The 24827-nt window shown below is 58.5% G+C and carries 21 protein-coding genes and 1 pseudogene; 8 read left to right on the top strand and 14 right to left on the bottom strand.

Annotation, left to right across the window (positions count from 1 at the left end; translation table 11 throughout):
- The first annotated feature begins 42 nt into the window (after nt 1-42).
- Together HP062_RS08415 and HP062_RS08410 are read left to right on the top strand one after the other, a co-directional pair.
- Nucleotides 43-590 (top strand): annotated as a pseudogene (locus tag HP062_RS08415) (cupin domain-containing protein).
- Between the two features lie 45 nt (nt 591-635).
- Nucleotides 636-1067, top strand: coding sequence for a hypothetical protein (locus tag HP062_RS08410; protein WP_172791255.1), 432 nt, complete (start codon nt 636-638; stop codon nt 1065-1067).
- Between the two features lie 333 nt (nt 1068-1400).
- Here HP062_RS08410 and HP062_RS08405 read toward each other — a convergent pair whose 3' ends face one another.
- Nucleotides 1401-1832, bottom strand: a complete 432-nt coding sequence (locus tag HP062_RS08405; RefSeq protein ID WP_172791254.1) for a hypothetical protein — start codon at nt 1830-1832, stop codon at nt 1401-1403.
- A gap of 79 nt (nt 1833-1911) precedes the next feature.
- Nucleotides 1912-2421, bottom strand: coding sequence for a hypothetical protein (locus HP062_RS08400; protein WP_172791253.1), 510 nt, complete (start codon nt 2419-2421; stop codon nt 1912-1914).
- A gap of 369 nt (nt 2422-2790) precedes the next feature.
- On the opposite strand from HP062_RS08400, the gene HP062_RS08395 reads away from it, so the two are divergent.
- Nucleotides 2791-3255 carry a GNAT family N-acetyltransferase gene (locus tag HP062_RS08395; protein WP_172791252.1) on the top strand — a complete coding sequence of 155 codons (465 nt, stop codon included), beginning with the start codon at nt 2791-2793 and terminating at the stop codon, nt 3253-3255.
- A 747-nt stretch (nt 3256-4002) separates the two neighbouring features.
- The gene (locus HP062_RS08390) at nt 4003-4599 is read left to right on the top strand and encodes a DJ-1/PfpI family protein (RefSeq protein ID WP_172791251.1); all 597 of its coding nucleotides are present in this window, start codon (nt 4003-4005) and stop codon (nt 4597-4599) included.
- A 395-nt stretch (nt 4600-4994) separates the two neighbouring features.
- Here HP062_RS08390 and HP062_RS08385 read toward each other — a convergent pair whose 3' ends face one another.
- The gene (locus HP062_RS08385; RefSeq protein ID WP_172791250.1) at nt 4995-5777 is read right to left on the bottom strand and encodes a CHAD domain-containing protein; all 783 of its coding nucleotides are present in this window, start codon (nt 5775-5777) and stop codon (nt 4995-4997) included.
- Between the two features lie 157 nt (nt 5778-5934).
- Between HP062_RS08385 and HP062_RS08380 the strand changes: the two genes are divergently transcribed.
- Entirely contained in the window at nt 5935-6708 is a 774-nt protein-coding gene (locus HP062_RS08380) for a ParA family protein (protein WP_172791249.1), read from the top strand.
- Between the two features lie 125 nt (nt 6709-6833).
- Nucleotides 6834-7247, top strand: coding sequence for an arsenate reductase ArsC (locus tag HP062_RS08375; RefSeq protein WP_172791248.1), 414 nt, complete (start codon nt 6834-6836; stop codon nt 7245-7247).
- 11 nt (nt 7248-7258) lie between these two features.
- Here the strand turns inward: HP062_RS08375 and HP062_RS08370 are convergent, their stop codons facing one another.
- The 6 genes from HP062_RS08370 to pstS form a co-directional block, all read right to left on the bottom strand.
- Complete coding sequence (locus tag HP062_RS08370; protein ID WP_372242821.1) at nt 7259-7894, bottom strand: hypothetical protein; 636 nt, start codon at nt 7892-7894, stop codon at nt 7259-7261.
- Nucleotides 7894-8592 carry a hypothetical protein gene (locus HP062_RS08365; RefSeq protein WP_172791246.1) on the bottom strand — a complete coding sequence of 233 codons (699 nt, stop codon included), beginning with the start codon at nt 8590-8592 and terminating at the stop codon, nt 7894-7896. Before HP062_RS08365 ends, HP062_RS08370 begins: the two co-directional genes overlap by 1 nt.
- Nucleotides 8593-8690: 98 nt before the next feature.
- A complete protein-coding gene (gene pstB / locus HP062_RS08360; RefSeq protein WP_372242820.1) occupies nt 8691-9524 on the bottom strand; it encodes a phosphate ABC transporter ATP-binding protein PstB in 834 nt (277 codons plus the stop codon).
- 2 nt (nt 9525-9526) lie between these two features.
- Nucleotides 9527-10420 (bottom strand): phosphate ABC transporter permease PstA, encoded by an 894-nt coding sequence (gene pstA / locus HP062_RS08355; RefSeq protein ID WP_090457824.1) that lies wholly within the window; start codon nt 10418-10420, stop codon nt 9527-9529.
- Complete coding sequence (gene pstC / locus HP062_RS08350) at nt 10420-11385, bottom strand: phosphate ABC transporter permease subunit PstC (RefSeq protein ID WP_090454569.1); 966 nt, start codon at nt 11383-11385, stop codon at nt 10420-10422. The genes pstA and pstC overlap by 1 nt, the downstream gene beginning before the upstream one ends.
- Before the next feature lie 70 nt (nt 11386-11455).
- Nucleotides 11456-12487, bottom strand: a complete 1032-nt coding sequence (gene pstS / locus HP062_RS08345) for a phosphate ABC transporter substrate-binding protein PstS (protein WP_172791245.1) — start codon at nt 12485-12487, stop codon at nt 11456-11458.
- A 234-nt stretch (nt 12488-12721) separates the two neighbouring features.
- Between pstS and ppk2 the strand changes: the two genes are divergently transcribed.
- Complete coding sequence (gene ppk2, locus HP062_RS08340) at nt 12722-13639, top strand: polyphosphate kinase 2 (RefSeq protein WP_172791244.1); 918 nt, start codon at nt 12722-12724, stop codon at nt 13637-13639.
- A 118-nt stretch (nt 13640-13757) separates the two neighbouring features.
- Here ppk2 and HP062_RS08335 read toward each other — a convergent pair whose 3' ends face one another.
- The 5 genes from HP062_RS08335 to HP062_RS08315 all read right to left on the bottom strand — a co-directional run bounded on the left by HP062_RS08335 (nt 13758) and on the right by HP062_RS08315 (nt 22860).
- Nucleotides 13758-16856, bottom strand: coding sequence for an efflux RND transporter permease subunit (locus HP062_RS08335; protein ID WP_172791243.1), 3099 nt, complete (start codon nt 16854-16856; stop codon nt 13758-13760).
- The gene (locus HP062_RS08330) at nt 16853-17965 is read right to left on the bottom strand and encodes an efflux RND transporter periplasmic adaptor subunit (RefSeq protein WP_172791242.1); all 1113 of its coding nucleotides are present in this window, start codon (nt 17963-17965) and stop codon (nt 16853-16855) included. Before HP062_RS08330 ends, HP062_RS08335 begins: the two co-directional genes overlap by 4 nt.
- A 28-nt stretch (nt 17966-17993) precedes the next feature.
- A complete protein-coding gene (locus HP062_RS08325) occupies nt 17994-19508 on the bottom strand; it encodes a TolC family protein (RefSeq protein WP_172792557.1) in 1515 nt (504 codons plus the stop codon).
- 117 nt (nt 19509-19625) lie between these two features.
- Entirely contained in the window at nt 19626-19841 is a 216-nt protein-coding gene (locus HP062_RS08320) for a hypothetical protein (protein ID WP_172792556.1), read from the bottom strand.
- A gap of 121 nt (nt 19842-19962) precedes the next feature.
- On the bottom strand, nt 19963-22860 hold the full coding sequence (locus HP062_RS08315; protein ID WP_172791241.1) for an AAA family ATPase: 2898 nt from the start codon (nt 22858-22860) through the stop codon (nt 19963-19965).
- A 307-nt stretch (nt 22861-23167) separates the two neighbouring features.
- Between HP062_RS08315 and HP062_RS08310 the strand changes: the two genes are divergently transcribed.
- Nucleotides 23168-24826: a bifunctional 3-(3-hydroxy-phenyl)propionate/3-hydroxycinnamic acid hydroxylase gene (locus HP062_RS08310; RefSeq protein WP_172791240.1), complete on the top strand. Its 1659-nt coding sequence runs from the start codon at nt 23168-23170 to the stop codon at nt 24824-24826.
- The last annotated feature ends 1 nt before the right edge of the window (nt 24827 follow it).

Raw genomic sequence — 24827 nt, 5'->3', positions numbered from 1 at the left:
TCCACCCCCATAACCCTTAAGTATTTCTCGCATAAGGCTGTCATGGACACGGGCTCACGACTCAAATTAGTACGCGAAAGCTACAAACTGTCCCAGCGCGAGCTGGCCCGGCGTAGCGGCGTCACCAATGCCACCATCTCCCTGATCGAACAGAATCGCGTCAGTCCCTCCGTCAGCTCCCTGAAAAAACTGCTCGAAGGCATTCCCATGTCCTTGGCGGATTTCTTCACCTTCGACCAACCGCCGCGTGAGCATCAATACGTATTCCGCGCCAATGAACAGCCGGATCTTGGGCGTCATGGGTTGCGGCTGCTGTTGATTGGCGCTTCGGTGCCGAGTCGGCAGATGCGGTTGTTACGTGAGCAATACGCGCCGGGGGCGAGTTCGGGGAAGAGCCGATTGTGCATTCGGAAGGCGAGGAGTGCGGGCTGGTTACGCGGGGGACGGTTGAGTTGACGGTTGATGGTCAGATCAGCGTGCTCAACGCTGGCGACGGCTATTACTTCCCGACGACGCTGCCTCACAAGTTCCGCAATATTGGCCAGGATGAAGCGGAAATCATCAGCGCTAACACCCCGGCCAACTTCTGATCAGCTAACAACCTCATAGCCTCCCCCATAATGGATTATGTGTTTATGGACGCTCGAACGTTTCGCTACTACCTCTGGGCATGGCCAATGGTCTTCGCCTGTTCAGCTTTTTACACTCTGATAGTGATGCTGGGCCTGAAGGAGTTGACCACTCTGGAAGACGCATATTTCAACGCTGTAGGGCTTTTCACTTACGGGATCTTCTGTTTTTTCGGCTTGCGTTACTACGCTCCGATGATGCGAAAAATTGAGTTCGATGAAACGTTGGATGGCAAATACACAAGCGTGCGAGCCTCGATAATCGGTATCGTCACCTGCGCTTCAATTGGGACCATTCTGTCTATCCCTCAAATAGATAAAATCCAATTCTTGAGTGATTTGCCTCGTTGGCTTGCCGTTGGCTCGCTGTTTATTGCCTTCGCTGCTGCCGTCTTTGTCTTTAGTCACTATGTGTGGAACCCAGGTCGCCGGCGTTAGGTGATGTTGCTTTCGGGCAAACCCCAGAATGTTAAGAGGTAAAAGGGGTCGCCTTTATTTTCCCCCTCAAAATTGACAAGCCGGATCATCCAAAACACTATCGACCCATGACCTACATCCCCCGCATGAACATGATGTGCACTTCCATGACCGCTTTTGGCGGGCCGTGAGGTCATGCGTTCACAGGATTTGACGTAGTTACCCAAGGCCCCGCCAGAGATGGACGGGGCTTTTTAGTTCTCCGTCCACGGATGGCTTAATGGAAAAGGTGACAGATCTATTTAAACAAAAGACCTGTCACCTTTATCACGCGGCTGTCGCTGTGCCGTTCAGCTAAGGCGCGATGGATTTGCACTGATTGCGCAGACCGTCGTCCTTGATGTTCTGGCAACCTCCGGAGCCTTGCTGGGCCTTGCAGTAATTGCGCTGGTCATCATCGCGAATGTTTCCACAGTCACTCGTACCTTCTGTTTGCGCTTTGCAGGCATTGCGCATGTCGTCGTTCTTGATGTTTTGGCACCCTCCCGAACCCTGCTTGGCTTTGCAATAGTTGCGCTGGTCATTGTCGCGAATGTTTCCACAATCACTCGTACCCTCCGTTTCCGCTTTGCAGGCGTTGCGCTGGTCGTCGTTCTTAATATTCTGACAACCGCCTCGGCCCTCACGCGCCTTGCAATAGTTACGCTGGTCATCGTTGCTGATGTTTTCGCAACTGGCGTAAACGTAGCTGCTGAACATCAGCATCACTGCGAGTATTAGTCTCATTGCACACTTCCTTGATTACCAGGGAGCCGCATGGCGCGGAGTGGCCCAGGATGAATGGGGACTCGGATGAGCCGTGCTCTCAGTGATTCAAGGCATTACATTGGTTGCGCAGGTCGCTGTTTCTGATACCCGCACAGCTTCCGTTACCTGCTTTGGCATTACAGTAGTAGCGCTGGTCACTGTCATTGATGCCCGCACAACTGCCGTTGCCGGTCTCCGCATTACAAGCATTGCGCAAATCTGAGTTATTGATCCCCGCACAGCTTCCGTTACCTGCTTTGGCATTACAGTAGTAGCGCTGGTCACTGTCGCTGATGGCGGCACAACTGCCGCTGAAGTTGCCGTTGCCATTGCCATTGCCATTGCCTCTGACGCTGCCGTTGCCGTTGCCGTTGCCGTTGCCGTTGCCTCTGACGTTGCCGGTCTCCGCATAACAAGCAATGCGCAAACCTGAGTTACGGATACCCGCACAGCTCCCGCCACCTGCTCTAGCATTACAGTAGTAGCGCTGGTCACTGTCACTGATGCTGGCACAACTGGCGTGGGCATACCCGCTAAGCATCAAAAGCGCTGCAATAATCAGTCTCATCACACACGTCCATGGTTTTCCAGGAAACAGCCTGGCGCTGGTTGGCCCACTGATTGATGTTGTGGCGCGCCATCATATCGACATCATCTGGTTAAAAAGTTCCAAGACAGAAAAAGAGAGTGTGAGGAGCGAAATATGTACAAGGGAACGCATTTATTTTCCCCATCAAAATTGACAACCCCGTTCATCCAAAACACTATCGACCCATGATCTACATTTCCCGCATGAACATGATGTGTTCCTCCATGACCGCCGCTGGCGGGCCGTGAGGTCACGCGTTCGCAGGAATTGACGTAGTTACCCAAGGCCCCGCCAGAAATGGACGGGGCTTTTTAGTTCTCCGTCCACCGATGGCTCAAGGAGAATGAAATGTTCGAGATCAGACGCGCCGAACCAAGCGATGCCCAGACCGCATTCGATATCCGCCTTCAAGCGATACGGCACCAATGCATCGGCGCCTATACCGCAGAACAGATGCTTGCCTGGACGGCAGGCGCGGCCAAGGACGGTTACAGCGACTTAATGGAAAAGCACTTTTACCTGGGCTGCATTCAAGGTGAACCGGTGGCGACAGGGATGCTTGATCTGGACAACAGCGAAATCGGCGCGATCTTTGTGCTGCCGGGTTTCATGCAACAAGGCATCGGCTTGAAGATACTCAGCCATCTGGAATGCCTGGCGCGGGAGTTGGGCCTGAAGGCGGTCAATCTGGACGCTACGTTGAACGCGGCTGATTTTTACCGACGCTGCGGTTTCGTGGGTGACGAACCTGCTATTTACCATGCGCCTTCAGGGCTCCAGTTGGCGTGTGTGCCAATGGTGAAGAGGCTTTAGCCTTGGTCGGAGAAGGCGGGCAGGGTTGCCGCCGCGACTTCTGCACAGACGTCAACCGCTCGTACACTGCCCGGCACGTTCTCGCGGCTAATCCTTCCAATGTCGTGTTACCCACGCTCAGGAAGAACCAACATGATTAATCACAAATGGCGGTGCTGACGCTCGCAGTCATGATGTCTGGCAGTTCGCTGTATGCGATTGCAGCTGACTCAACACCCGGGACCACCTCTACTTGATGGCACGAGTCAAAGCCGCGACCCTGCACCTAAAAGCACCAACGCAGACCCCGACGCAGGTTCACTTCCTAAAGGGGCCGACGGCGGGACAACCGATAACGGCCCGACACCTGCCGGATCAAAAGACAGGTGAACAGGGGCAGGGGAGTGGTAGCAGTAGCGGAGGAAACTCGGGTGGGGGTTAGTTGCTGGTCAACCCACGCAGCTAGACAAGCCCGGCCCTGCAACCGGGCTTTTTATTGCTTTCTTTCAAGCCCGCCTCAAGCTGGGTAATCGAACTGACTTGCCCACCCATTTGCATTCGACCTGACCAATCATTTGCATCGGATTTGACCCTCCCGCTGTATGGCCATGACCGGCAGAGAACGGACCCATAGCGGACGCTCAAGAGTGGAGCCGAATGGCTGTGAAGACGCCACAGTTACCTGAAATGTATCCATTACAATTTTTTGAATGTATTGGTCGGTTGATTTTACGATGAGCCTCAAGACTTTTCTGGCGCGAGAGCACCATGCACATTGCGATCCTTACCTTCGAAGGGTTCAACGAACTCGATTCGCTCATTTCGTTCGGCATCCTCAACCGGGTTCAAAAGCCTGATTGGCGAGTGTCTATCGCCAGCCCCACAGATAAGGTGCTATCGATGAACGGCCTGATGGTCGAGGCGCAGGCGTCGTTAGAGGAAGCCTGCGGCGCGGATGCGGTGCTGGTGGGTAGTGGGAGATTGACTCGGGACGTCGTCGCGGACGACGCACTGATGTCTCGACTGAAACTAGACCCAGCTCGCCAACTCTTGGGGGCCCAGTGCTCGGGCACGCTCATACTTGCAAAGCTCGGCTTGCTAGATGACGTTCCGGCTTGCACGGATCTTATTACCAAGCCATGGGTTGAAGAGGCCGGCGTGGCGGTGCTCAATCAGCCGTTTGTGGCTAAGGACAATGTCGCAACCGCTGGCGGCTGCTTATCGTCGCAGTATCTGGCCGCTTGGCTCATCTCCCGCCTAGCTGGTGCAGAGGCTGCACGTAGTGCTCTTCACTACGTTGCTCCGGTGGGGGAGAAGGACGTTTACATAACGCGTGCAATGGCGAATATTTCGCCGTTTCTTTAAGTCGAGCAGTGGCTGCTAATGGTTCTTAGAGCGGTGATGGTTAATGCTCAGTTTTGTCGGGTAATCAGGCCGCGTATGCAGACTGGCCTCATGGTCGACCTCTTACGAGATGCTTAATTAACTTTCGGCGCTCCATCATCCTGGCCAAATACATGAGAGGCCGCCTCTATCCGCTCTTCGAGTTGAGCAATGTAGGTTTTAGCGTCCTCTAGGCTGGGGAACGAAACTGCCGTTTCGCCTAGCCAAACTTTGCAACCGCTTCCTTGCTCATTTGTTTCAATAGTGATTTTCCTCTGCAAACCCTTTGCTGTTGAGGTGGCGGAGGGTAGCGCATTTTTTAGATGATTCAAAATGTATCAGAGGCTCTATATCGGGGCTTTGGAGGCGAATTGATGTCATTCTTTAGACTTCGCTAGGTCTTTCTCTAGGTGATCAAGGAGTGACGCCAATTTTAGCTCGGCATCAGCCAGCGCCTGCTCTGACGCGACTTCCCAGTACGGTGCGATTTCGAGCAAATCAGGTTCCGCCTCGGCCCGCAGGCACCATTGATGATGATCGTGCCATGAGCCGAGCGACGCTTGTACCGACTTCAATTGAGCCCTGGATTTTGCCTTGAGCGGTGACAGTGTCGGAAACGCATCGGAGAGGTATCTTGCGTTTTTCACGATGATCCTCAGCTCGTGCCGGTCAAAATGTTTATCCCGAAGTCCAGCGATCAGCTGAGTGATTCTTTTCTTCAGGGCTTTCTGGATTTGTCTTTTGACATCAGCCAGTTCGCCGGCTCGCTGGGCAGTCCTGAACAACTCTGGCCATCGATCCAGTTCGCCAAACAGTTTGTCGAGCATTGGGCTACCGATGATCTTCCGATATTGTCCTGTCAAGGTTGCGCTTCGGCTCATCGCTTGGCGCGGGTACCCCATTTCCCGAAGCTCATCAACGATGACCTCCAGATCCCTCGTGGGAGTCGTCGCTCTGCCAACCTCAGCGGCGGCCTGACTCAATTCGATAATCTCCGGCATCTTGCGCAGCGGTCGCAAAAGGCTTCGTATTTTCCGTACTGCAATCCTCAGATCATGCAGCGCTTCGCTGTCACTGTTGGCTTGCAGCCGAGCGCGCGAGTGATAGAGGGAGACCTCCAGGGAAATGATCTGAGCCACAAAATCGTCGACAAAAGACATCATCGTCCTCGCTTGGAGTGTGTTCGCAGAGCGTAGCAGAGCTATTGTTCGTTACAGCCATTGCGCACGGGCACTGCAATATAAAATTCATCAAGTTGCCGCTGTGGATTCGCGGGAGGTCGATAAACTGGAATCTTTTGTCGCAGGAATGATGTTGATGCGTCGTGTTGTTTTCAATCAAAAAGGTGGGGTAGGCAAGTCGAGTATCGTGTGCAACCTGGCTGCTGCAAGCGCAATGGAAGGCTACCGGACGCTCGTTGTCGACCTGGACGCCCAGGCCAACTCCACTTATTACCTCACCGGCCTGACCGGGGACGACATCCCGGTGGGTATTGCGGACTTTTTCAAGCAAACCTTGTCTACGGGGCCGGCAGCCAAAAAAAGCCGCGCTCATATCGTTGAGACACCCTACGACAATCTTCACCTCATCACTGCCAGTCGCGAGCTTTCGGATTTACAGCCCAAGCTGGAAGCGAAGTTCAAGATAAACAAGCTGCGTCGGCTGTTGGACGACATTTCCCAGGATTACGACCGGGTTTATATCGATACGCCGCCGGCGATTAACTTCTATACGTTCAGTGCACTCATCGCCGCGGATGCGGTTTTGATTCCATTTGATTGCGATACCTTCGCTCGTCAGGCGTTGTACCAGGTGCTGGCACAGGTGGCAGAACTTCAGGGGGACCATAATGAGTCATTGGTCGTTGAAGGGATTGTCATCAATCACTACGTCAGCACCACTGGCTTTCACCGCAATCTGGTCGAAGAGCTCATCGCGGAAGGGCTGCCGATTCTTCCGGTGTATCTCGGCAGTTCGGTGAAGATGCGTGAATCACATGAGCGCTGCCAACCTTTGATTCACCTCGACCGGCATCACAAGCTGACAGGCCAGTTTGTTGATCTCTTGCACCTGCTGGAGGAGGCAGACTGAATCGGCACGGGCACTGAAAAATTTGGAAATAGTGCATTCCATCGACTTGAGATCGGGCGATCGAAAACGCTGCTTAACTGAGCATTGGCATTTTTCAGATCAACTGTCCAAGCGGGGTGAAAGGAATGGCTGACAAATTCCGGGTGCTGTTTGTCTGCGCTAAAAACGATGTCCGTTCCTTGCTGGCCGAAGCGCTGCTTCGCCACACTGATTCTTCACACTTTGAAGCTTTCAGTGCTGGCCTCGAACCCGGCGAGGTTGATCCTCGCACCCTGGAGTCTCTCGAACACATAGGCATAGAGAGCAATGGCTTGCGTAGCAAATCGATCGATGAATTTGAAGGACAGCAGTTCCACTACGTCATCACACTGTGTGATAAGTCTTCCGAAGAAGCCTCACGAATACCGTCTTCCGATGAAGCGATCATGTGGAGTTTTGAAGACCCGACGACCAGTGAGAAACATGAACCTTTCCGTCATGCACTCCAGGAGATTCACGACCGCATCAAAATGTTCGTCACAGTAAAGACAAGGTCGTGATGTTTCGAAATTCAGGAGAAAAAAGCTTCTGAGCGTTGTTGCGCAGGCTCCGTGTTTCTGTGCCGTTGCTGCCAAGCTAACTGTGCCTGGACTTCAGCTGCTGCATTTAAAACGCTCTGCGCCCAGTTCTCATCATCCGGACGCACGACCACGACGCGAAAACCGTGATCATAGCCTTCAATCTGCACGCCCTCGGAATCATCGACATGCAAGTCGATATCGAATGCGGGTGGAAACTTCGAAGGAGAGTTCGAAAGCCCATGCGCTGTCAGGGCATGGTTATGCCGAACACTGTTGACCACACCGTCAACGTGGATACCGTGCAGCAATAACCAGCGCCGGATGTAAGATGGTGTCCGACCGGACGACGTGTAGACCCAGATGCTGCATCCCTGTCGGCGTAACTCTCGGGTCAGGTCGCGTGTTCCCCTACGCAATGGCTCGCCCAGCCAACGATGAACAAAAGCCGGTAGCCTGCTGTGCTCGACAGCGCAGTGATGGGTCTGACAGGCCAACGTGTCATCGATATCAAACGAAATACGGATGCGCTGGCGGCTGAACGCGTCCATCGGAATGGAACGCTTGATTGCTTGCCACGCTCGACCGCTGGAAACCCGGCATCTGTCGAGCATCGGATACCTGCTCATCATTCGCCCCCCAGATAGATGGGCACTGGTTTGTCGCTCACAAAAAATTCCTTTGGATCAGGCGCTTGTTCTTCCAGGAAGGCTGCATATTTTTTCTTGATCTTGGGCAATTCGTACAAGGCCTTGACGCCATGTTTGGCGGAGTTGCGGATGACGGATGACGGGTTGAAGTAACCCTCGGCGTTGTCCAGCGTCAGTACGAACGGCGGCAGCCCTGCACGCATGAGCAAGTAACTGACGATCAGCGACCCAGTGCGGTTATTGCCTTCAATGAACAATTGCGGCTTGCTGAGGATCCGTACATAGACACCGGCCGCACGTTTCCAGACAGATTCGCTGCGATACGCACAGTACCAGTTGTACAAGTCCTTTATCCCGCCTTCAACGTTGTTGAAGAAGTGTTCTTCGGTAGCCGCGAGGTGCTGAGCGTACTCCAGACGACGTGCCGGGTCTCGGCCGCAGAGAACGGTGGCATTGATCTCCAGCATCAGGTTCAGTTGCTGAAGATCGAACAGATCGACACCACGGGCGACATAGTCGTCAATCAGCGCATAGCCATCAACCACATTGCGCAGCACTTCGTCAGTCAAGGGATCACGCGGCTCGGTGAAGTGCCTGCTGAGCTCGGCAAAGCGCCCCTGCACCTTACGGAGTGCACGCTCGATTGCTGGCAAATCAAGACGACGCTTTGCGGACATTGGCAATCCTGATTAGAAGTGTGAGAGGTAAAAAGACCGAAGGCATGCCAATGTCGTTTGCCATTCGCTGCTTTCGGTCTTGACTGGACGTTTGTCGATTAGCTGAATTTGCCGCTGATGTAATCGCTCGTCATTTGCTCGCGGGGATTGTCGAATATCTGGGCCGTGGGGCCCATCTCAACCAGATAGCCGGTACGCGTACCCTGGGAAATATCCACCGAGAAAAATGCCGTGGTGTCAGCGACACGGATCGCCTGCTGCATGTTGTGAGTCACCAGCGCGATGGTGTAATCCTTCTTCAACTCGACCATCAACTCCTCGACACGGCGGGTGGCGATCGGGTCAAGTGCGGAGCACGGCTCATCCAGCAACAGGACTTCCGGCTCGGTCGCGATGGCGCGGGCGATACACAGCCGTTGCTGTTGGCCGCCCGAAAGGGACAGGCCGCTGACCTTGAGCTTGTCTTTTACTTCATCCCACAACGCCGCGCCCTCCAGGGCGTGCTTGACGCGATCACCCAGGTCGCCCTGGTAGCGATTGAGGCGTAGGCCAAAAGCGACGTTATCGAAGATGCTCATCGAGAACGGGTTTGGTTGTTGAAACACCATCCCGATATAGCGGCGCACGACCACGGGATCAACGCCCTTGCCATAAACGTCTTGCCCGAGGAAATGCACATGACCCTCGAAGCGAAAGCCTTTGACCAGGTCATTCATCCGGTTGAGGCTGCGCAGTACGGTACTCTTGCCGCAGCCCGAAGGACCGATGAATCCGGTGATCTTGTTTTTTTCGATCGGCACATGGCTGTCACGCACCGCCATGAAATTGCCGTAGAAAATCTTGTCCAGCTTGCAGTCCATGACCACAGGGACCTGTGTCTCGAGCGGGGCAACTTTTTGCGCAGATAATACATTCACACTATGTGCTCCCATTCTTAAAACTTTGGCTTGCCGAAGATTCGGCTGACGATATTCACGATCAGCACGATCATCACCAACACCAGCGAGGCCGCCCATGCGAGCTCAAGCTGATTGTCGAACGGCATGCCGGAGAAGTTGTAGATCAGTACGGCGAGCGATGCGGTCGGATTCATCACCGCCAGGCTGCCGTCGTGGTAGATCCAGTAGTTGCTGAACAGGGCGGTAAACAACAGCGGCGCGGTTTCGCCGGCTGCACGGGCCACCGCCAGCATCACGCCGGTCAGGATCGCTGGCAGGCCGGTAGGCAGTACGATTTTCCAGATCACCTGCGATCGGGTGCAGCCCATACCGTAGGCAGCATCCTTCATGATCTTGGGCACCATCCTCATCGATTCTTCAGCCGTCAGCACAACGATGGGCAGCATCAATACTGCCAGCGCCACGCCACCTGCCGGTGCCGAGTAGGTGCCCGTGGTCATCACCACCAGGGCGTAGGCAAAAACACCCGCCAAAATCGAAGGCAATCCGGTGAGCATCTTGGCGGCAAAGCGCGCGGCGTTGGCCAGCTTGCTGTCCGGCCCAAGCTCAGCCAGAAAGATGGCCGCCATGATGCCGACCGGAACCGCGATGGCAGCGGCGATACCGACCATAACGAAGGTGCCCGCCATCGCGTTGCCGAAGCCGCCACCCGTCTCGAAGCCGGTCGGCGGCAGTTCGGTGAACACCTCTAGGCTGAGGCGGGCACCACCACGTGTGATCAGCATGTAGAGCACGGAAATCAGGGGCACGCTGGCCAGCAGGGCGCCAGCCCAGACCAGCGTAGTTAACACCAGGCTGCGCAGGGCGCGTCCTTCAAACTTGCGCTGCAGACTGGGCAAAGCGGCTGTCGAAGAAGTGATGTCAGTCATCATTTAGTACCACGCTGGGCATAGACCATGATCATGGAGCCGATGACGTTCACGATCAGGGTGATCAGCATCAGGACCAGTGCTGCATACATCAACACCTCGATCTCGGTCGGTCCCGCCTCGGGGAAGTTCAGCGCCAACAAGGCCGCGAGCGTGTTGGCGGGTGCAAACAGAGAAAGGGAAATGTTGTTCGAATTGCCTACCAACATGGCCAGGGCCATCGTTTCACCCAAGGCCCGGCCCAGACCCAGCACCAGCGAGCCGAAAATGCCGGTGGCAGCGGAGGGCACCATGACCTTGAGAATCGCTTCCCAATGGGTGGTTCCCATGCCATAGGCCGCCTGCTTGGTTTTCATCGGAACGCCGGTGAGGGCATCCTGCGAAACGGCGGCAATAGTCGGCAGAATCATGATGGCAAGCACCAGCGCGGCAGGTAACAGCCCCGGTCCGCTCAAGGTCGTGCCGAAAAAGGGGATCCAGCCAAGTTCACTGTTCAGCCAATCCGTGAGGGGACGAATGGCCGGGATCACCACGTAGATGCCCCACAGTCCATAAACGACGCTGGGAATGGCGGCGAGCAATTCGACAATGGTGCGAAAAACGGCCGCCAGTTTCGCGGGCAGGAAATCCTGGGTCAGGAAAATCGCCATGCTGACGCCGAAAAAGCCTGCGATCATCAAGGCGATGAAGGCGCTGTAGAGCGTGCCCCAAATGGCCGGCAGAATGCCGTACTTGCCCTGGTTCACGTCCCACACGGTCCCCAAAAGGACGTCAAAACCGTGTTTCTCCATGCCTGGAAGTGCCTTGCGTCCCACCTCGAACACCAAGGCAAAGACCAGCGCCAGAACGAGAACCACACCGATGCGCGCCAGTGCGCGGAAGGTGCGATCAACCAGAAAATCCTTTGCAGACGGTGGACGGCAGGCGGAATCCGGATTGACCGGTACGACAAATGGCTTGTTCATGGGCTATTCCGGCGTAGGGGAGAACGCTCTCGGCGAGGCTGGAAGCACACGCCGAGATGTCTCGCGAGCGTCACTGGATGTTGGCGGAAGCTTTGCGAACCTGATCGACGACCGATTGCGGCAGGGGGATGTAGCCCATCGAATCGGCGATTTTCTGACCTTCAGTCAGGCTGTACTCGACCATTTCACGCATGGCTTTGGCCTTGGCCGGGCTTTCATTCTGCTTGCGGAAGATCATCCAGGTGTAGGAAGTGATCGGGTAGGACTTGGCGCCATCCGGATCAGGCAGCCAGGCCACCAGGTTTTCAGGCATCTTCACCGCAGCCAGAGCCTCGGCACCGCTCTCGGCATTCGGCACAACGTAGTGACCGGCCTTGTTCTGCAATTGGGCAAAGTCGACCTTGGCCAGCTTGGCGAAGCCGTACTCGATGTAGCCAATGGCGCCCGGGGTCTGACGTACGGTAGCGGTCACGCCATCGTTTTTAGGCGATTTGATGAATTTGTCGCTGGCTGGCCAGTTGACGGTGTTGCCTTCACCCAACTCCTGCTTGAACGCCGGGTTGATTGCCGCCAAATGCTTGGTGAATACCGCGGTGGTGCCGCTGGAATCTGCACGCACGACAACGGTGATCGGTGTAGCAGGCAGTTTCAGCTCCGGGTTGGCCGCGACGATCTGCGGGTCGTTCCATTGGGTGATCTTGCCCAGGAAGATGTTGGAGTAAACATCGCGTGGCAATTTCAGCCCTTTAGGACTGCCTGGCAGGTTATAGGCCAGGACGATTTCACCCGCTGTCATCGGCAGCAACTGCGCGCCTTCGGCAACCTTGGCGATGTCCTCGTCTTTCATCGCCGAGTCGCTGGCGGCGAAATCGACCGTTTTGTTCAAAAAGTCCTGCACACCTGCACCGCTGCCCTTGGATTGATAATCCACGGTGACGCCAGCGGTTTTCTTGCTGAAATCCTTGAACCAAGTGAGGTAAATCGGAGCCGGAAAACTGGCGCCGGAACCTGTCAGTCGAACGCTTTCAGCAGCGAAAGACACTGAGGTTGCACAAAGAGAAACCGTAATGGCGAGCGCAACAGACTTCATCAAATTTTTCATCGAAGGAACTCCTTGTGATAGCGGGCTCCGAAACTCTGCAACAATCTTGTTACGCCTTTATGAAAGTCCGATGGCACAAGATCTCGCTGATTGACTTGTCTGCCAGCTCGATATCGCCTTGCACCCGTAGCCTCCCTTGATACGGGCCTGCTTTGAAGCAAAAGTTTTTGTAATTACTTCGTAACCAAGTACGACTAACACTGAGTCAGGCCCTTCCCGACGCGAGTTGCTCCTATGCTATCAACCGAAGACACACTGATACAGCGCATCCGCCGTGAGCTGCTTGATCACAGTGACGAAGAGCTGGAACTGGAATTATCCGAAGACGGCACTGACCTGAATGCTCTGTTCGATGAGCCGGTAGAGGAAGGAAGTGAGAAGGAAGCTCGAAGAGTTTATTTCAGCGAACTATTCCGCCTGCAAGGCGAATTGGTGAAGCTGCAAAGCTGGGTGGTAAAGACAGGCCACAAAGTAGTCATTCTGTTCGAAGGTCGTGATGCCGCGGGCAAAGGTGGTGTCATCAAGCGCATTACCCAACGGCTCAATCCTCGCGTGTGTCGGGTTGCCGCGTTGCCTGCACCCAATGACCGCGAACGTACTCAGTGGTACTTCCAGCGCTACGTCTCACACCTGCCGGCAGCGGGTGAGATCGTGCTCTTCGACCGTAGTTGGTACAATCGCGCAGGCGTCGAACAGGTGATGGGTTTTTGCAACGCCGATCAGTACGAAGAGTTCTTCCGCACTGTGCCAGAGTTCGAAAGAATGCTTGCACGCTCCGGCATTCAGCTAATCAAATATTGGTTCTCCATTTCCGACCAGGAACAGCACCTGCGCTTTCTCAGTCGCATTCACGACCCGCTCAAGCAGTGGAAACTCAGCCCAATGGATCTGGAGTCCCGTCGGCGCTGGGAAGCCTATACCAAGGCCAAGGAAGTAATGCTGGAACGCACCCACATCGCCGAAGCGCCATGGTGGGTGGTGCAAGCCGATGATAAGAAGAAAGCAAGACTTAACTGCATCCACCACCTGCTCGGGCAGATGCCCTATGAAGAAGTAGAGTTACCGGTGATCGAACTACCGCAACGCGTAAGACAGGAGGATTACTCCCGCAGTCCGACGCCACCGGAACTCATCGTTCCTCAAGTCTATTAAAGAGAGGCTGGAGCGAGGCGCCCTTCGATTGGAGAGCAGCATTCGAAGCCGGATAGCCTGAACGACCGCCTCGCAAGCCTTCTAATTGCGGTGAAATCGGGGCACAGTGCCCCGGCATTTACAAGTCAGAAGCGAACGTGGCGTCCCCCTGTAACTGATGAGCGTCAGCGGTCGTCTGGCGAACCACCTTGAACCATGCGGCGTACAATGCAGGGACGAAGAAAATCGTTAGCAGCGTCGCCACCGTAAGACCGCCCATGATCGCAATTGCCATCGGCCCCCAAAACACACTGCGCGTCAGCGGGATCATTGCAAGTACGGTCGCCAGCGCCGTCAGCATCACCGGACGGGCCCGGTGTATGGCGGCATCCAGCACAGCATTCCACGGGTCGCGCCCTTCAGTGATTTCGATCTGCACTTGATCGATCAGGATCACTGCGTTGCGCATGATCATGCCACCCAGTGCGATGATACCCAGGATTGCAACGAAGCCCAGCGGCGACTGGAACACCAGCAGCGTCGGCACCACACCGATCAGCCCCAGCGGTGCGGTCAGCACGACCATCCACATGCGAGAGAAATTCTGCAGTTGCAGCATGAGCAACAGCAGGATGGTGATCAGCATCAGCGGGGCCACCGCGAGCAGCGCTTTGTTGGCCTTGTCACTTTCCTCAACGGCTCCGCCCGTGTCGATGCGGTAGCCCGAGGGCAGCTTCGCTTCGATGTCCTTGAGCAACGGCTGGATCTCCTGAGTCACCGATACACCTTGCTCGCCATCCTTCACGTCGGCACGCACCGTGATTGCCATATCGCGGTTCCGGCGCCAAAGCACTGGCTCTTCCAGCTCAGAGCGTACTTGTGCGACTTGCGACAGTGGCACCACCGTTCCCTGGCGCGTGTAGAGGTTGATGTCTTTCAGCGTGTCGAGGCTCAGGCGCTCGGCGGGCACGGCGCGAGCGACGATGTCGATCAGCTCCTCGTGCTCACGCAGCTGCGACAAGGTTGCGCCGTTCATCACAGTCTGGGTCGCCAGCGACACGTCCGCCGGCGTGAGACCGAGTGCGTTTGCCTTGTCTTGATCAAGCTCGACCTTCAGCGTGCGCACCGGGTCGTTCCAGTCGAGCTGGAGGTCGCGCACCTTCGGGTTGGACGCAATCACGTTCTCCACCTCGCGAGCGATCTGCCGCACCTTCTGGGTATCAGGCCCGACGACGCGGAACTGCACCGGGTAGCCGACAGGTGGGCCCAATTCGAGCCGGGTCACGCGCACCCACGCCTGGGGGAATTGTTGGTCAGCGGAGGCCACCAGTCGCGCACGTACCCGCTCGCGTGCGTCCAGGTCTTTGGTCATCACAACGAACTGGGCAAATCCCGGATTGGGCAGTTCGGGGTTGAGCGAGAGATAGAAGCGCGGTGCGCCGGCGCCGGTATAGGCGGTATAGAAACGCACGTCCTCGTCCTTCGCCAGGATCTCCTCCATGTGCTTGACCTGCTCGGTCGTCGCCGCGAACGAGGAGCCTTCCTTGACGCGCAGGTCTATGACCAGCTCCGGACGCGAACTGTTGGGGAAGAATTGCTGCGGCACCAGCTTGATACAGGCCAGAGCAAGCACCAGAGCGGCAACCGTCGCACCGATGACTACCCAGCGACGCTCGATGGCGGTATCGATCAAGCGGCGCAAGCTGCGGTAGAACTTGGTGTCGTGCGGATCGGCGTGCTGGTGCGTGCCCAAGTCGTTGGGCAGCATCTTGACCGCCAGGTACGGTGTGAAGATGCCGGAACAGATCCACGAGAACAGCACCGCGGCGCCAACGATCCAGAAAATGCCACCCGCGTATTCGCCGGTGGTGGACTTCGAGAGGCCGATCGGCAGGAAGCCTACGACCGTGATGAGTGCGCCGGTCAGGCGCGGCATCGCGGTGGACTGATAGGAGAAGGCGGCCGCCTTCACGCGGTCCATACCGGTTTCCATCTTCGCCACCATCATCTCGATGGCGATGATGGCGTCATCCACCAACAGTCCCAACGCGATAATCAGTGAGCCGAGCGAAATACGCTCGAGGTTCCAGCCCATCGCCAGCATCACCAGTGCCACGCCGCCCAGCACCAGCGGCACCGTGGCCGCGACCACGAGGCCGGCGCGCCAGCCCAGGCTGGCCAGGCTCACCGCGATCACGATGATCAACGCCTCGGCCAGCGCGCGGCCGAAGTCCAGGATTGCATCCCTCACTGTGGTGGGTTGGTCGGCCACGAGTTCCAGTTCCACGCCGTGCGGCAGCTCGGACTGGATCTTGGCGACCGCCGCGTCCATCGCCTTGCCAAGGTCCACGATGTTGCCGTCGCTGGTCATCGTGATGCCGAGCATCAGCACGGGCTGGCCGTTGTGGCGGACCGTGTAGGTGGGCGGATCTTCGAATCCACGTGTAACGGTCGCAATGTCGCCGAGCTTGATCTGCCGGCCGCTCGCAGAGATGGGCACGTTGCGGATCGCCTCTTCGCTGGCGAACTGGCCGCTCACGCGCACCATGACGCGGTCGCCGCGGGTGTCGATCTGGCCCGCCGGCACCATGGCGTTCTGGCTCTTGAGGCTTTCGGCAATGGTCAGCGGTGTAATGCCCAGCGCGGCCAGGCGCTCGTGCGAGAACTCGACGTAGACACGCTCGGCCTGCTTGCCGATGAGATCGATCTTCTTGACCATCGGCACTTTCAGCATCTGGCGCTTGATGTCCTCGGCCGCGTGCGACAGGTCGGCCTGACCGACGCCGTCGCCCTTGATGGCGTACATCAGGCCATACACGTCGCCGTACTCGTCGTTCAGGATCGGGCCGATCACGCCGTCAGGCATCTCGAGGCTCAGGTCGTTGAGTTTCTTGCGCGCCTGGTACCAGGCTTCGCGCTGGTCAGCCTTGGAAGTGCCGCCGCGTACGGTGAGCGTCATGCCTGCGTAGCCTTGCCGCGCGTAGGTGACCACCTTCTCGAAGTTGTCGATCTGCTCGAATTTCTTCTCCATGCGGTTTAGGACCTGGTCCTGCAACTGCTGGGCAGTGGCGCCCGGCCAGATGACCATGGCGGTCATGGACGGCACGGAAAAGTTCGGATCCTCGAGCTGGCCGAGTCGGGTGAAGCTGAAGGCGCCAGCCACCGCGACAATGAGGAGCATGAACAGAACGATAGCGCGGTGGCGCAGCGCCCAGTCGGTGAGGTTGAAGTTGTTCATCGGGCTGCCTGCTGCGTGGTATTGGCGTCAACGATCGCCGCACCGGGGAGCGCGACCTTCAATCCGGACGTCATCTTCTGGACGCCGGCGGTGACGACCAATGCGCCGGCCTGCGGCCCAGAGACGAGCACCTCGTCGTTGCGGTAACCCCAAACGGCCACACGCTCCAGATCAACTATGCCTGCCGGATCCTTGCCCGTAGGCGTGACCACCCACAGCGCCGGCTGACCGCCGTTCTGCGTCAATGCCGTGGCTGGCACTGCCGCCACAGAGACACTTGTCATGACTCGCTCGGCCGTCACCGTGGCGGTGGCGCCCAGCGGCAGCGCTTGCAACGGCTTGAGCCGCGCGCGATAGGTACGCGTCTGCGCTGCGGCTTGCGGCGATAGCTCACGCAGCGTGACATCGAAGACCTCGCCCGGCGCACTGGCCAGCGACGCCTTGAAACGCGCGTCCTTGAAGACGGCCAGTTGATTCTCGGGCACATCGATGACGATCTCGGACTCATCCGGATTCGCGATCGAGACAACCGCTTGACCCTCCGGCACAACCTGCCCGGCCTCAAAGCGCACAGCCGTGACGACCCCGCTGCGCGAGGCGCGCAATGCGGTGTACTTGAGCCGGTTGCGCGCGAGTTCGAGCTTGCGTGCCTCGGCCTCGGCAGTTGCATGCGCGGTTTGCGCATTGGTCTGCGCGCGCTCGGCGTCGGCCGCACTGACCGAGCCGTCAGCCTTCAGTGCGGTCAGACGCTGGCGGTCCGAGTCGGCCTGGCGTGTCTGCTCGACGGCAACTGTCCACTGCTGTCGCGACGCTTCTTCGGCGAGGCGGTAGTCGCTGTCATCCAGTACCGCCAGTATGTCGCCTTTGCGCACAAACTGGCCGACATCGACCTTGCGCTGGGCGATCTTGCCGCCCACGCGGAAGGCTTGGTCTACTTCGTGCCGCGACTGCACGGTACCCACGTAGCGATTGATGTCGCGAGCGTTGTAGTAGCTGATTTCAGCTGTGCGCACCGGTCGGGGTGCCTGTACCGCTGGCTGGTCCGGGCTGCACGCGCAAAGCATGACGGCTACGGCCAGAGCGCCGGCCGCAGTAAGGGAGGTTTTCAAGGCGGTTCCTCTTTGTAAAACGAAATTCTCAGGAAAGTGGTGGCCGGTCGGCTGCGGTGGCTGCTGTGGGAGTAGCGGGTTGTTCGAACACCTGCCAGCCCCCGCCCAGTGCCTTATAGAGCTGCACGCTATCGATCAGCAGGCGGGTGTTGCTTTCGTTGGAATTCAAGCGTGCCGCCAGGCGCGCGCGCTGCGAATCCAGCAGTGGCAACAGGTCGATCTGCCCGCGGTTATAGAGCGACTGGGCGCGGTTCTGTGCAGCCTCGGCGGACGCGGCGGCCAATTGCAGCGACCCGGCGCGGCGCCGCTCTTGCGCCAGCGTGACGAGGGCGTTCTCTACATCTTCGAGCGCCCGCACGATGCCGTCTTCGGCGCGCAGCAGCGCCTCTTTTTGAGCACTTTCGGCCGCATCGTTGATTGCTTGCGTGCGCCCAGCGTTAAAGAGCGGCATCGCCAGCAAACCCGCCACGTTAGTGAAGCGTGCAACGCCGAGATCGGCGCCGTTCAGGCTCAAGCCCTGGCGGCCGAAGGAGGCGTCGAGGAACAGCCGCGGAAACCACTCGGCCGCGGCCTGCTTGCGGCGCGCATTGGCTGCATCGAGCTGCGCCATCAACGCCAGCACGTCAGGTCGACGTTGCAGCAGCTCTGCGGGCTGGCCTGGCTTGGCCTCGGGCACCACTGCCACATCGCTGATCGAAGACTGGATGTTCGCGGTATTGAAGGACTGGTCGGCAATCAGCACCGCAATACGATGGCGCGACACAGCCACCTGTGTTTCCAGCGGCGGAATCTGCGCCCGCGCCGACAAGGCGTCGGTCTGCGCACGTTCGACGTCGAAGGCGGATGCCAGCCCCACCTGCTGGCGAGCGGAAACCAGACGCAGTGTCTCGTCCTGCATCGCTGAGATGGCGCGCAGCGTCGCGACCTGGCGTTGCGCGCCGACCAGTGTGAAGTAGTTGCTGACGACGTCGCTCATCACCAGCAGGCGTACGCCGCGCATGCTGTGCTCCGCGGCCAGCGCATCGGCGTCGGCCGCCGCTGCGCCGGCGCGCAGGCGGCCGCTCAAGTCGAGCTCCCACGAGACGTCCAGGCCCGCACTGGTGGTCTTGGTATCCGGATAACCCTGTTTCGTGGCCGAGCTGTAGCCGCTGCTGCGATCACTGCCGGAGGCGGATGCGCCGACACTCGGGAACAGCCATGAACGGCTGACCGTTTCGCCGGCACGCGCGGCGCGCAGGCGCTCGGCGGCAATCTTGACGTCGCGATTCTCGCGCGCTGCCCGGCGCACCAGATCCGTCAGCACGGGGTCGTGGTAGACCTCCCACCATGCCGCCTCAGGTTCCATTTCGGAGGCCGTGCTCGTGGAAAAGTTGCTCGGCAGTTCTACCGACGGCGTGAGCACCTCCGTGGAGCAACCGTTCAAGACCAGGGCAACAGATGCGGCGAGCGCTGCCCCCATGACGACGCTGACCACGCGTTCGGCATATTGCAGGGGCGTCTGCCCGTTGCGGGTCAACAGATGGAAAGTAGGAAGTCGCGACATCGGATTGGACTCGTGAAAATTCGAGGTGGCATCAGCGTAGGGCTCGGTGTGCGCAAAGTCGTCAGCGAAGGGTCGCCGTTCGGTCGCCATATCGAGCGCTCGTTCGTGGTGGAGGCGTCACTCGTTGCCGGCATCGGCCATGTGCTCGCCGGCTGCCAGCGCGAGGTCCGAGGCAATCGACTCCAGCAGTTCTTCGGCGGAGGAAAACTCGCGTTGTCGTCCGGTGACCAGGTTTTCGAGGCGGCCCACCAGGGCCCCCGGCGCGGCGTCGCTACGCAGCTTCACGACGTAAGAGCGGCGGCTCGGGTATTTGGATTCAGGGTTCAGGATCATCGCAGACCAGGGGGGCAAGAAAGTTCGACGACAGCGTAAGCGGCCCCCTGGGGCGAGTCGTAAGCGAAAGGTCAGACTTCGGTCGGGACAGTAACCCTTACCGCAGAGAAATGGCGTCGCTTCACGCCGGCTTGGCAGTGTGAATCAGCGAGCGCGCACGTTTCGCCAGCTCGGTTCCGTCAGTTTCCGGCGACTGGTCAACCAGCGTTGCCAATTCCTGTTGATCGTCGGCCGTAGCGACAGGGAGCTCGCACAGTTCGACCAGCGCTTCCAGCTCCAGCCACGGTGCTTCCTGGGCGCGAGCTTCTTCAACTGCGCGCCGCACCGCAGCGATGCCGGCGTCGGGCCGACCCTGTGCTCGCGAGATCGCTGCTTCCAGCAGCAACAGCTGCGGCAGGTAGACGCGCTCGCCCAGTTCCTCGCCCACCCGAAATGCTTCCTGCAATTCAACTTGCGCTGCGTCGCAATCACCTGCGAGCAGCAGCGCCTCGGTGGCGTAGCCGAGCACCTCGCTGGCACCGGAACGCATTCCAAGCCCGGTGTGTTCTTCATAGGCCTCGCGGATGCGACGGTAGCCATCAAGCGGTGCACCGTTGCGCGCGTCGGCCCAGCCGCGCCACCAGCGGCAAGCCGTACGCCCGAGTGCGAGCGAATATTTATCGACCAGCGCCTGCATGTCATCGGCCAGCGCGGCTACACGTACGTGATTTCCCATCCGCACCTCGATCAGCACCTCCTGCCAGGCGGCGACCAGCCAGGTCATGGGTTGACGCAACGCCTGCGCGCGTGCCCGCGCCTGCTGCATGTGGGCTCGGGCTTGCTCAACCAGACCTGACCGCACGAGTTCTATAGCCAGCATGCCGTGCAGCATGACCTGAGGATCAGCCGCAAAAACCTCGTTCGTCCCGATGTCTAGTGGCTCGGCGATTGCGAGGGCGCGTTCCAGCCAGCGGCGAGTCGTTTTCGTGCGTCCCTGGAGGTGATGCACCTCGCCCTGGACGATGCACGCCGCCAGCATGAGCTCTTGATCATTTGCGTCGCGGGAGAGGGCTTCGGCACGCTCCGCCACTTCGAGCGCCAACGCATAGTCGCCGCGCAGACCCAGCAGATAACCGAATCCGTGCAGCAGGCGACCACGCATGGGGTGCTCGGGGACATCCGCCAGCAGCCTGTAGGCACGTTCGAAGCTGCTCTTGGCTTCGCTGCCGACACCGAACATGTGGAAAGCCGAAACCCCTTGCAGCGTAGCCAGGGTCATTTCGAGCGCATTGCGCTCCGTCCCTTCGGGAGCCTGCATCAACAGGACCAAGGCACGCTCAGTGAGACCAATGCACAAGTCCGGGCTGAAGTGCAGCAGCGCGGCTTCCGCGGCCTCGGCGTAGTAACGCAGCGCAATCATCGGCTGCCGGGCGCGGTCGAAGTGCATTGCCAGCTCCGAGGCAGCAACCGGCACGCCGGTCGTGCGTTCGCGTTCGAGGGCAGCGCCGACCTGGCGATGGAGTTGGGTGCGCAATGAGCGCGGCGTGCGGTCGTACAGCACCTGGCGGAAGAGCCCGTGTCGGAAAGAGTGGGGTGGCTCTAGCGTCTCTTCAACTTCAGTGGACCGTGATTGTATGAGCCATACCTGTTCGCTTATCAGCTCTTCACAGGCGTGTGCCACCGAAGCGAGCTCGCGCTCGAGGGCCAGCGAAACCGTCTCGATGCGGAATTCAACCCCGCACACCGCTGCAGCCGAAAGAAGGGTGCGTTGCTCCGGACCCAGCCTGGCGATGTAGTGATCGATGATGGTCGCGAGGTTTTCGGGCACCGCCAGATCCGCAAGCCGAGCCTCGATGGTGGTTTTGTCGTCCTTTGGGTCCATCACTTCACTGGTGATCGACGAAACGAACAACGGCACACCGTCGGTCCGTTCGTGCAGGGCGCGCACGAAGGCTTCATCGCGTGCCAGCGAAGTCGAGCGCAGCGCCACATACTCAGCGACCTCGGTTTCCGAAAACGGGTCGAGCACCACTTCTTCGCATAGACGTTGCAGGCGCAGTTCGTGGCGCAACGAGCTGAGGGGATGATCGAGCGCAACCACCTCGGCGAGGCGGAAGCTCGACAGCCACATCAGCCGCGTGCGGCCACGTCGCCGTGCTACATAGTTGATGAGCTGGACCGTCGCCCGATCGCTCCAGTGCAGGTCTTCGGTCACCAGCATCAGCGGGCGCTGCTCTGTGTAGCGGTCCAGCAATTCGCCCATTTCCCTCAGCATGCGATCCGGGCCGACGCCGGCAAGCTCGCGCCGCAACGCGTCTTTCTCCTGCGGGGTATTCAGCCAAGGGAGTTGCAGCAGCCAGGTCGGTGCCACGGCGCGCATCAGCGCCGGCAAGGTTGGGTCGCTGCGGCACAAATCGGCTAACGCCTCCAACACCGGCAGATATGGCTCGCCGACACCGTAGTGCTCCACGCAATGGCCGCGTGCGCAGGCGATATCGCCAACGCCTGCAAGGAAATGTTCGATCAACGTCGTCTTGCCAATTCCCGGCTCGCCGGCGAGCCAGACCACCGCGCGCAGGCCGCCATTCGCCTGCTCCCAGGCCCGTTGCAGCCTGGAGACCTCGTCGGTGCGACCGATGAATGACGATGACAGAGGTGTGAAGGCCGCTGTAGCCGTCGCGGGTGCAGGCGCTATCGAACGTGTGGAGGAGGGCGGGGCGATGAAGCGATAGCCGCGCCGTGACACCGTCTCGATGAAACGAGGATGCCTGGGATCGTCGCCCAGTACCTTGCGCAGATCGCTAATGGCCGTCTTCAGGACCGAATCGCTGACGAACCGATGCCCCCACACGGCATCAAGCAAGGCGTCCTTGGTCACCAGCGATCCTGGCTGGCGTGCCAGCGCGCATAACAACGTGAAGGGCGTCGGCGCCAATGCCACCGCTTGCCCATTGCGCGACAAACAGGCGTTGGACTCATCGAGCTCGAACTCGACGAAGCAGAGCAAGACTGGGTTGGGATGGGGCTGCGGACGTGCCACGGTTGATTCCTAAAGACTAGACAGAGTGTGCGCCGCGATCTTCACGAGGCCGTCTTCAGCTATGCCTCCAATGACAACGCTGATCAGCGCTGAAGCCAAGCGTCGCCGGTCGGAAACTGGCACACGCGCAAACTCCGTTCACGTCGCGCAATTCGGCTCGCCCATTGGCCCAGCGCGGCTTGAGCATGATCTCAAAGATTAATGACAAAAACATCAATATTGAAATATCTCTCAATATTGAATACCTTGACCTTGCCTGACGATGAGACCTCGCGTCTCACGACTTCAATCACAACAAGGGCCCGAGATGAACAACAACAAGAAAGTTTGCGAATTGCCTCCCGCCGCCGTCGACGTGCTGGTTATCGGTTATGGTCCGGTAGGTGCGACCATCGCTGCGCTGCTCGGCCGCTATGGGGTCACGACCCTGGTACTGGACAAGGTCCATGACGTCGTACTGATGCCGCGTGCCATTGCTCTGGACAACGAGGCGCTGCGCATCCTGCAACTGGCCGGTTTGTCGGAAGACGCTTTCGAGAAGATCGTTATCCCTGAAGTGAGGATGCACTCCCCGGTACTCGGGCAGTTTGGTCGAGCCAATACCGAGGGGTGCGTCGACGGCCATCCGAAACTCGTGACGTTCTATCAACCCGACCTCGAACGTGCGATGCGCGGCCAGGTTTCCCGGCTAAAAACCGTGACCAGCCTTGGTGGCTTCGAGCTTGAGAGCCTGGTCGAAGTGTCAGATTGCGTCTTCGCTTCCGTACGGGATGAAAATGGGCAGTCGCATTCCATTCGTGCCCAGTACCTGATCGGAGCGGATGGCGCCAGCTCCAGGGTCAGAGCGCTGATTGGCCAGGAATTCGAAGGGCAGACCTATGTGGAAGATTGGCTGATTGTCGATGTCAAGAACCGGCATAAGTCAGCGATTGATCACATCGAGTTTCTCTGTGATCCGCGGCGCCCGACACCGCACATGCCCGCACCCGGCGGCAGGGAACGTTGGGAGTTCATGCTGCAATCCGGCGAGTCCCGGGAAGAGCTTGAGAGCCCGGAAAGCATCGCCCGGCTGATCGCGCCATGGATCAACCCGCAGGAGCTGGAAATCGAGCGCAAGGCGGTGTATCGATTCCACGCGCGGTGCTGCAACAGATTCAGCAAGGGGCGCGTCTTTCTCGCCGGTGACGCAGCGCACATCACGCCTCCTTTTGTCGGGCAAGGCCTCGTTGCAGGACTTCGAGATGGCGCCAACCTTGCCTGGAAACTGGCTTGGGTCCTTCGCGGCCATGCCGCGCCTGCAATACTCGAAACCTATGACGTAGAGCGCCGCCCCCATGCCCGGGCGATGATCAATCTGGCGAAACTCATGGGCCGCCTGGTGATGCCCAAGAACAAGATCGCCGCTTTCTTTGTCCACGGCCTGATGCGCACGCTGGCGTTGACGCCCACTACCAGGAGGTACTTCGAACAGTTGGACATCAAGCCGAAGAACACCTTCAAACACGGCCTGTTCGTGCAGCATCGCCGTGGCGACAAACTGGTACGCGGCAGCCTGTTTCCCCAGGCCTGGACTCGCAACCTGCAAAAGCAGATCAAACTGAGCGACGATGCACTGGGAGATAGCCTGACTCTGGTTGGATTCGGTGTGGACCCGTTGTCATTGCTGACCCCTGATCAGATCGTTTCCTGGGAAAAAATGGGCGGCCACTTTTTAGAGATCAGAGCACGCGGTCAACGCTCCGGCGGCAGTTGTGACTTCATCGAAGACATGAACCATGAGATCCTGCCGCTGGCTGCCAAGGGAACGCTCGTCGCGGTTCGCCCCGACCGTATCATCATGCACCACGCTCCTGGCGCAGAAGCAGGCAATCTCCTTCGAGACTGCAGGGGGCTGCTCGCCAGCGAAGACGCCACGCCTGACAGCGTTTCCGTTACCATCAACGAGCCCATTAGATTACGAGCTTGAT

This window comes from Pseudomonas sp. B14-6 (assembly GCF_013260315.1).
GTDB lineage: Bacteria > Pseudomonadota > Gammaproteobacteria > Pseudomonadales > Pseudomonadaceae > Aquipseudomonas > Aquipseudomonas mandelii.
This window is presented reverse-complemented; position numbering and strand designations above follow the sequence as displayed.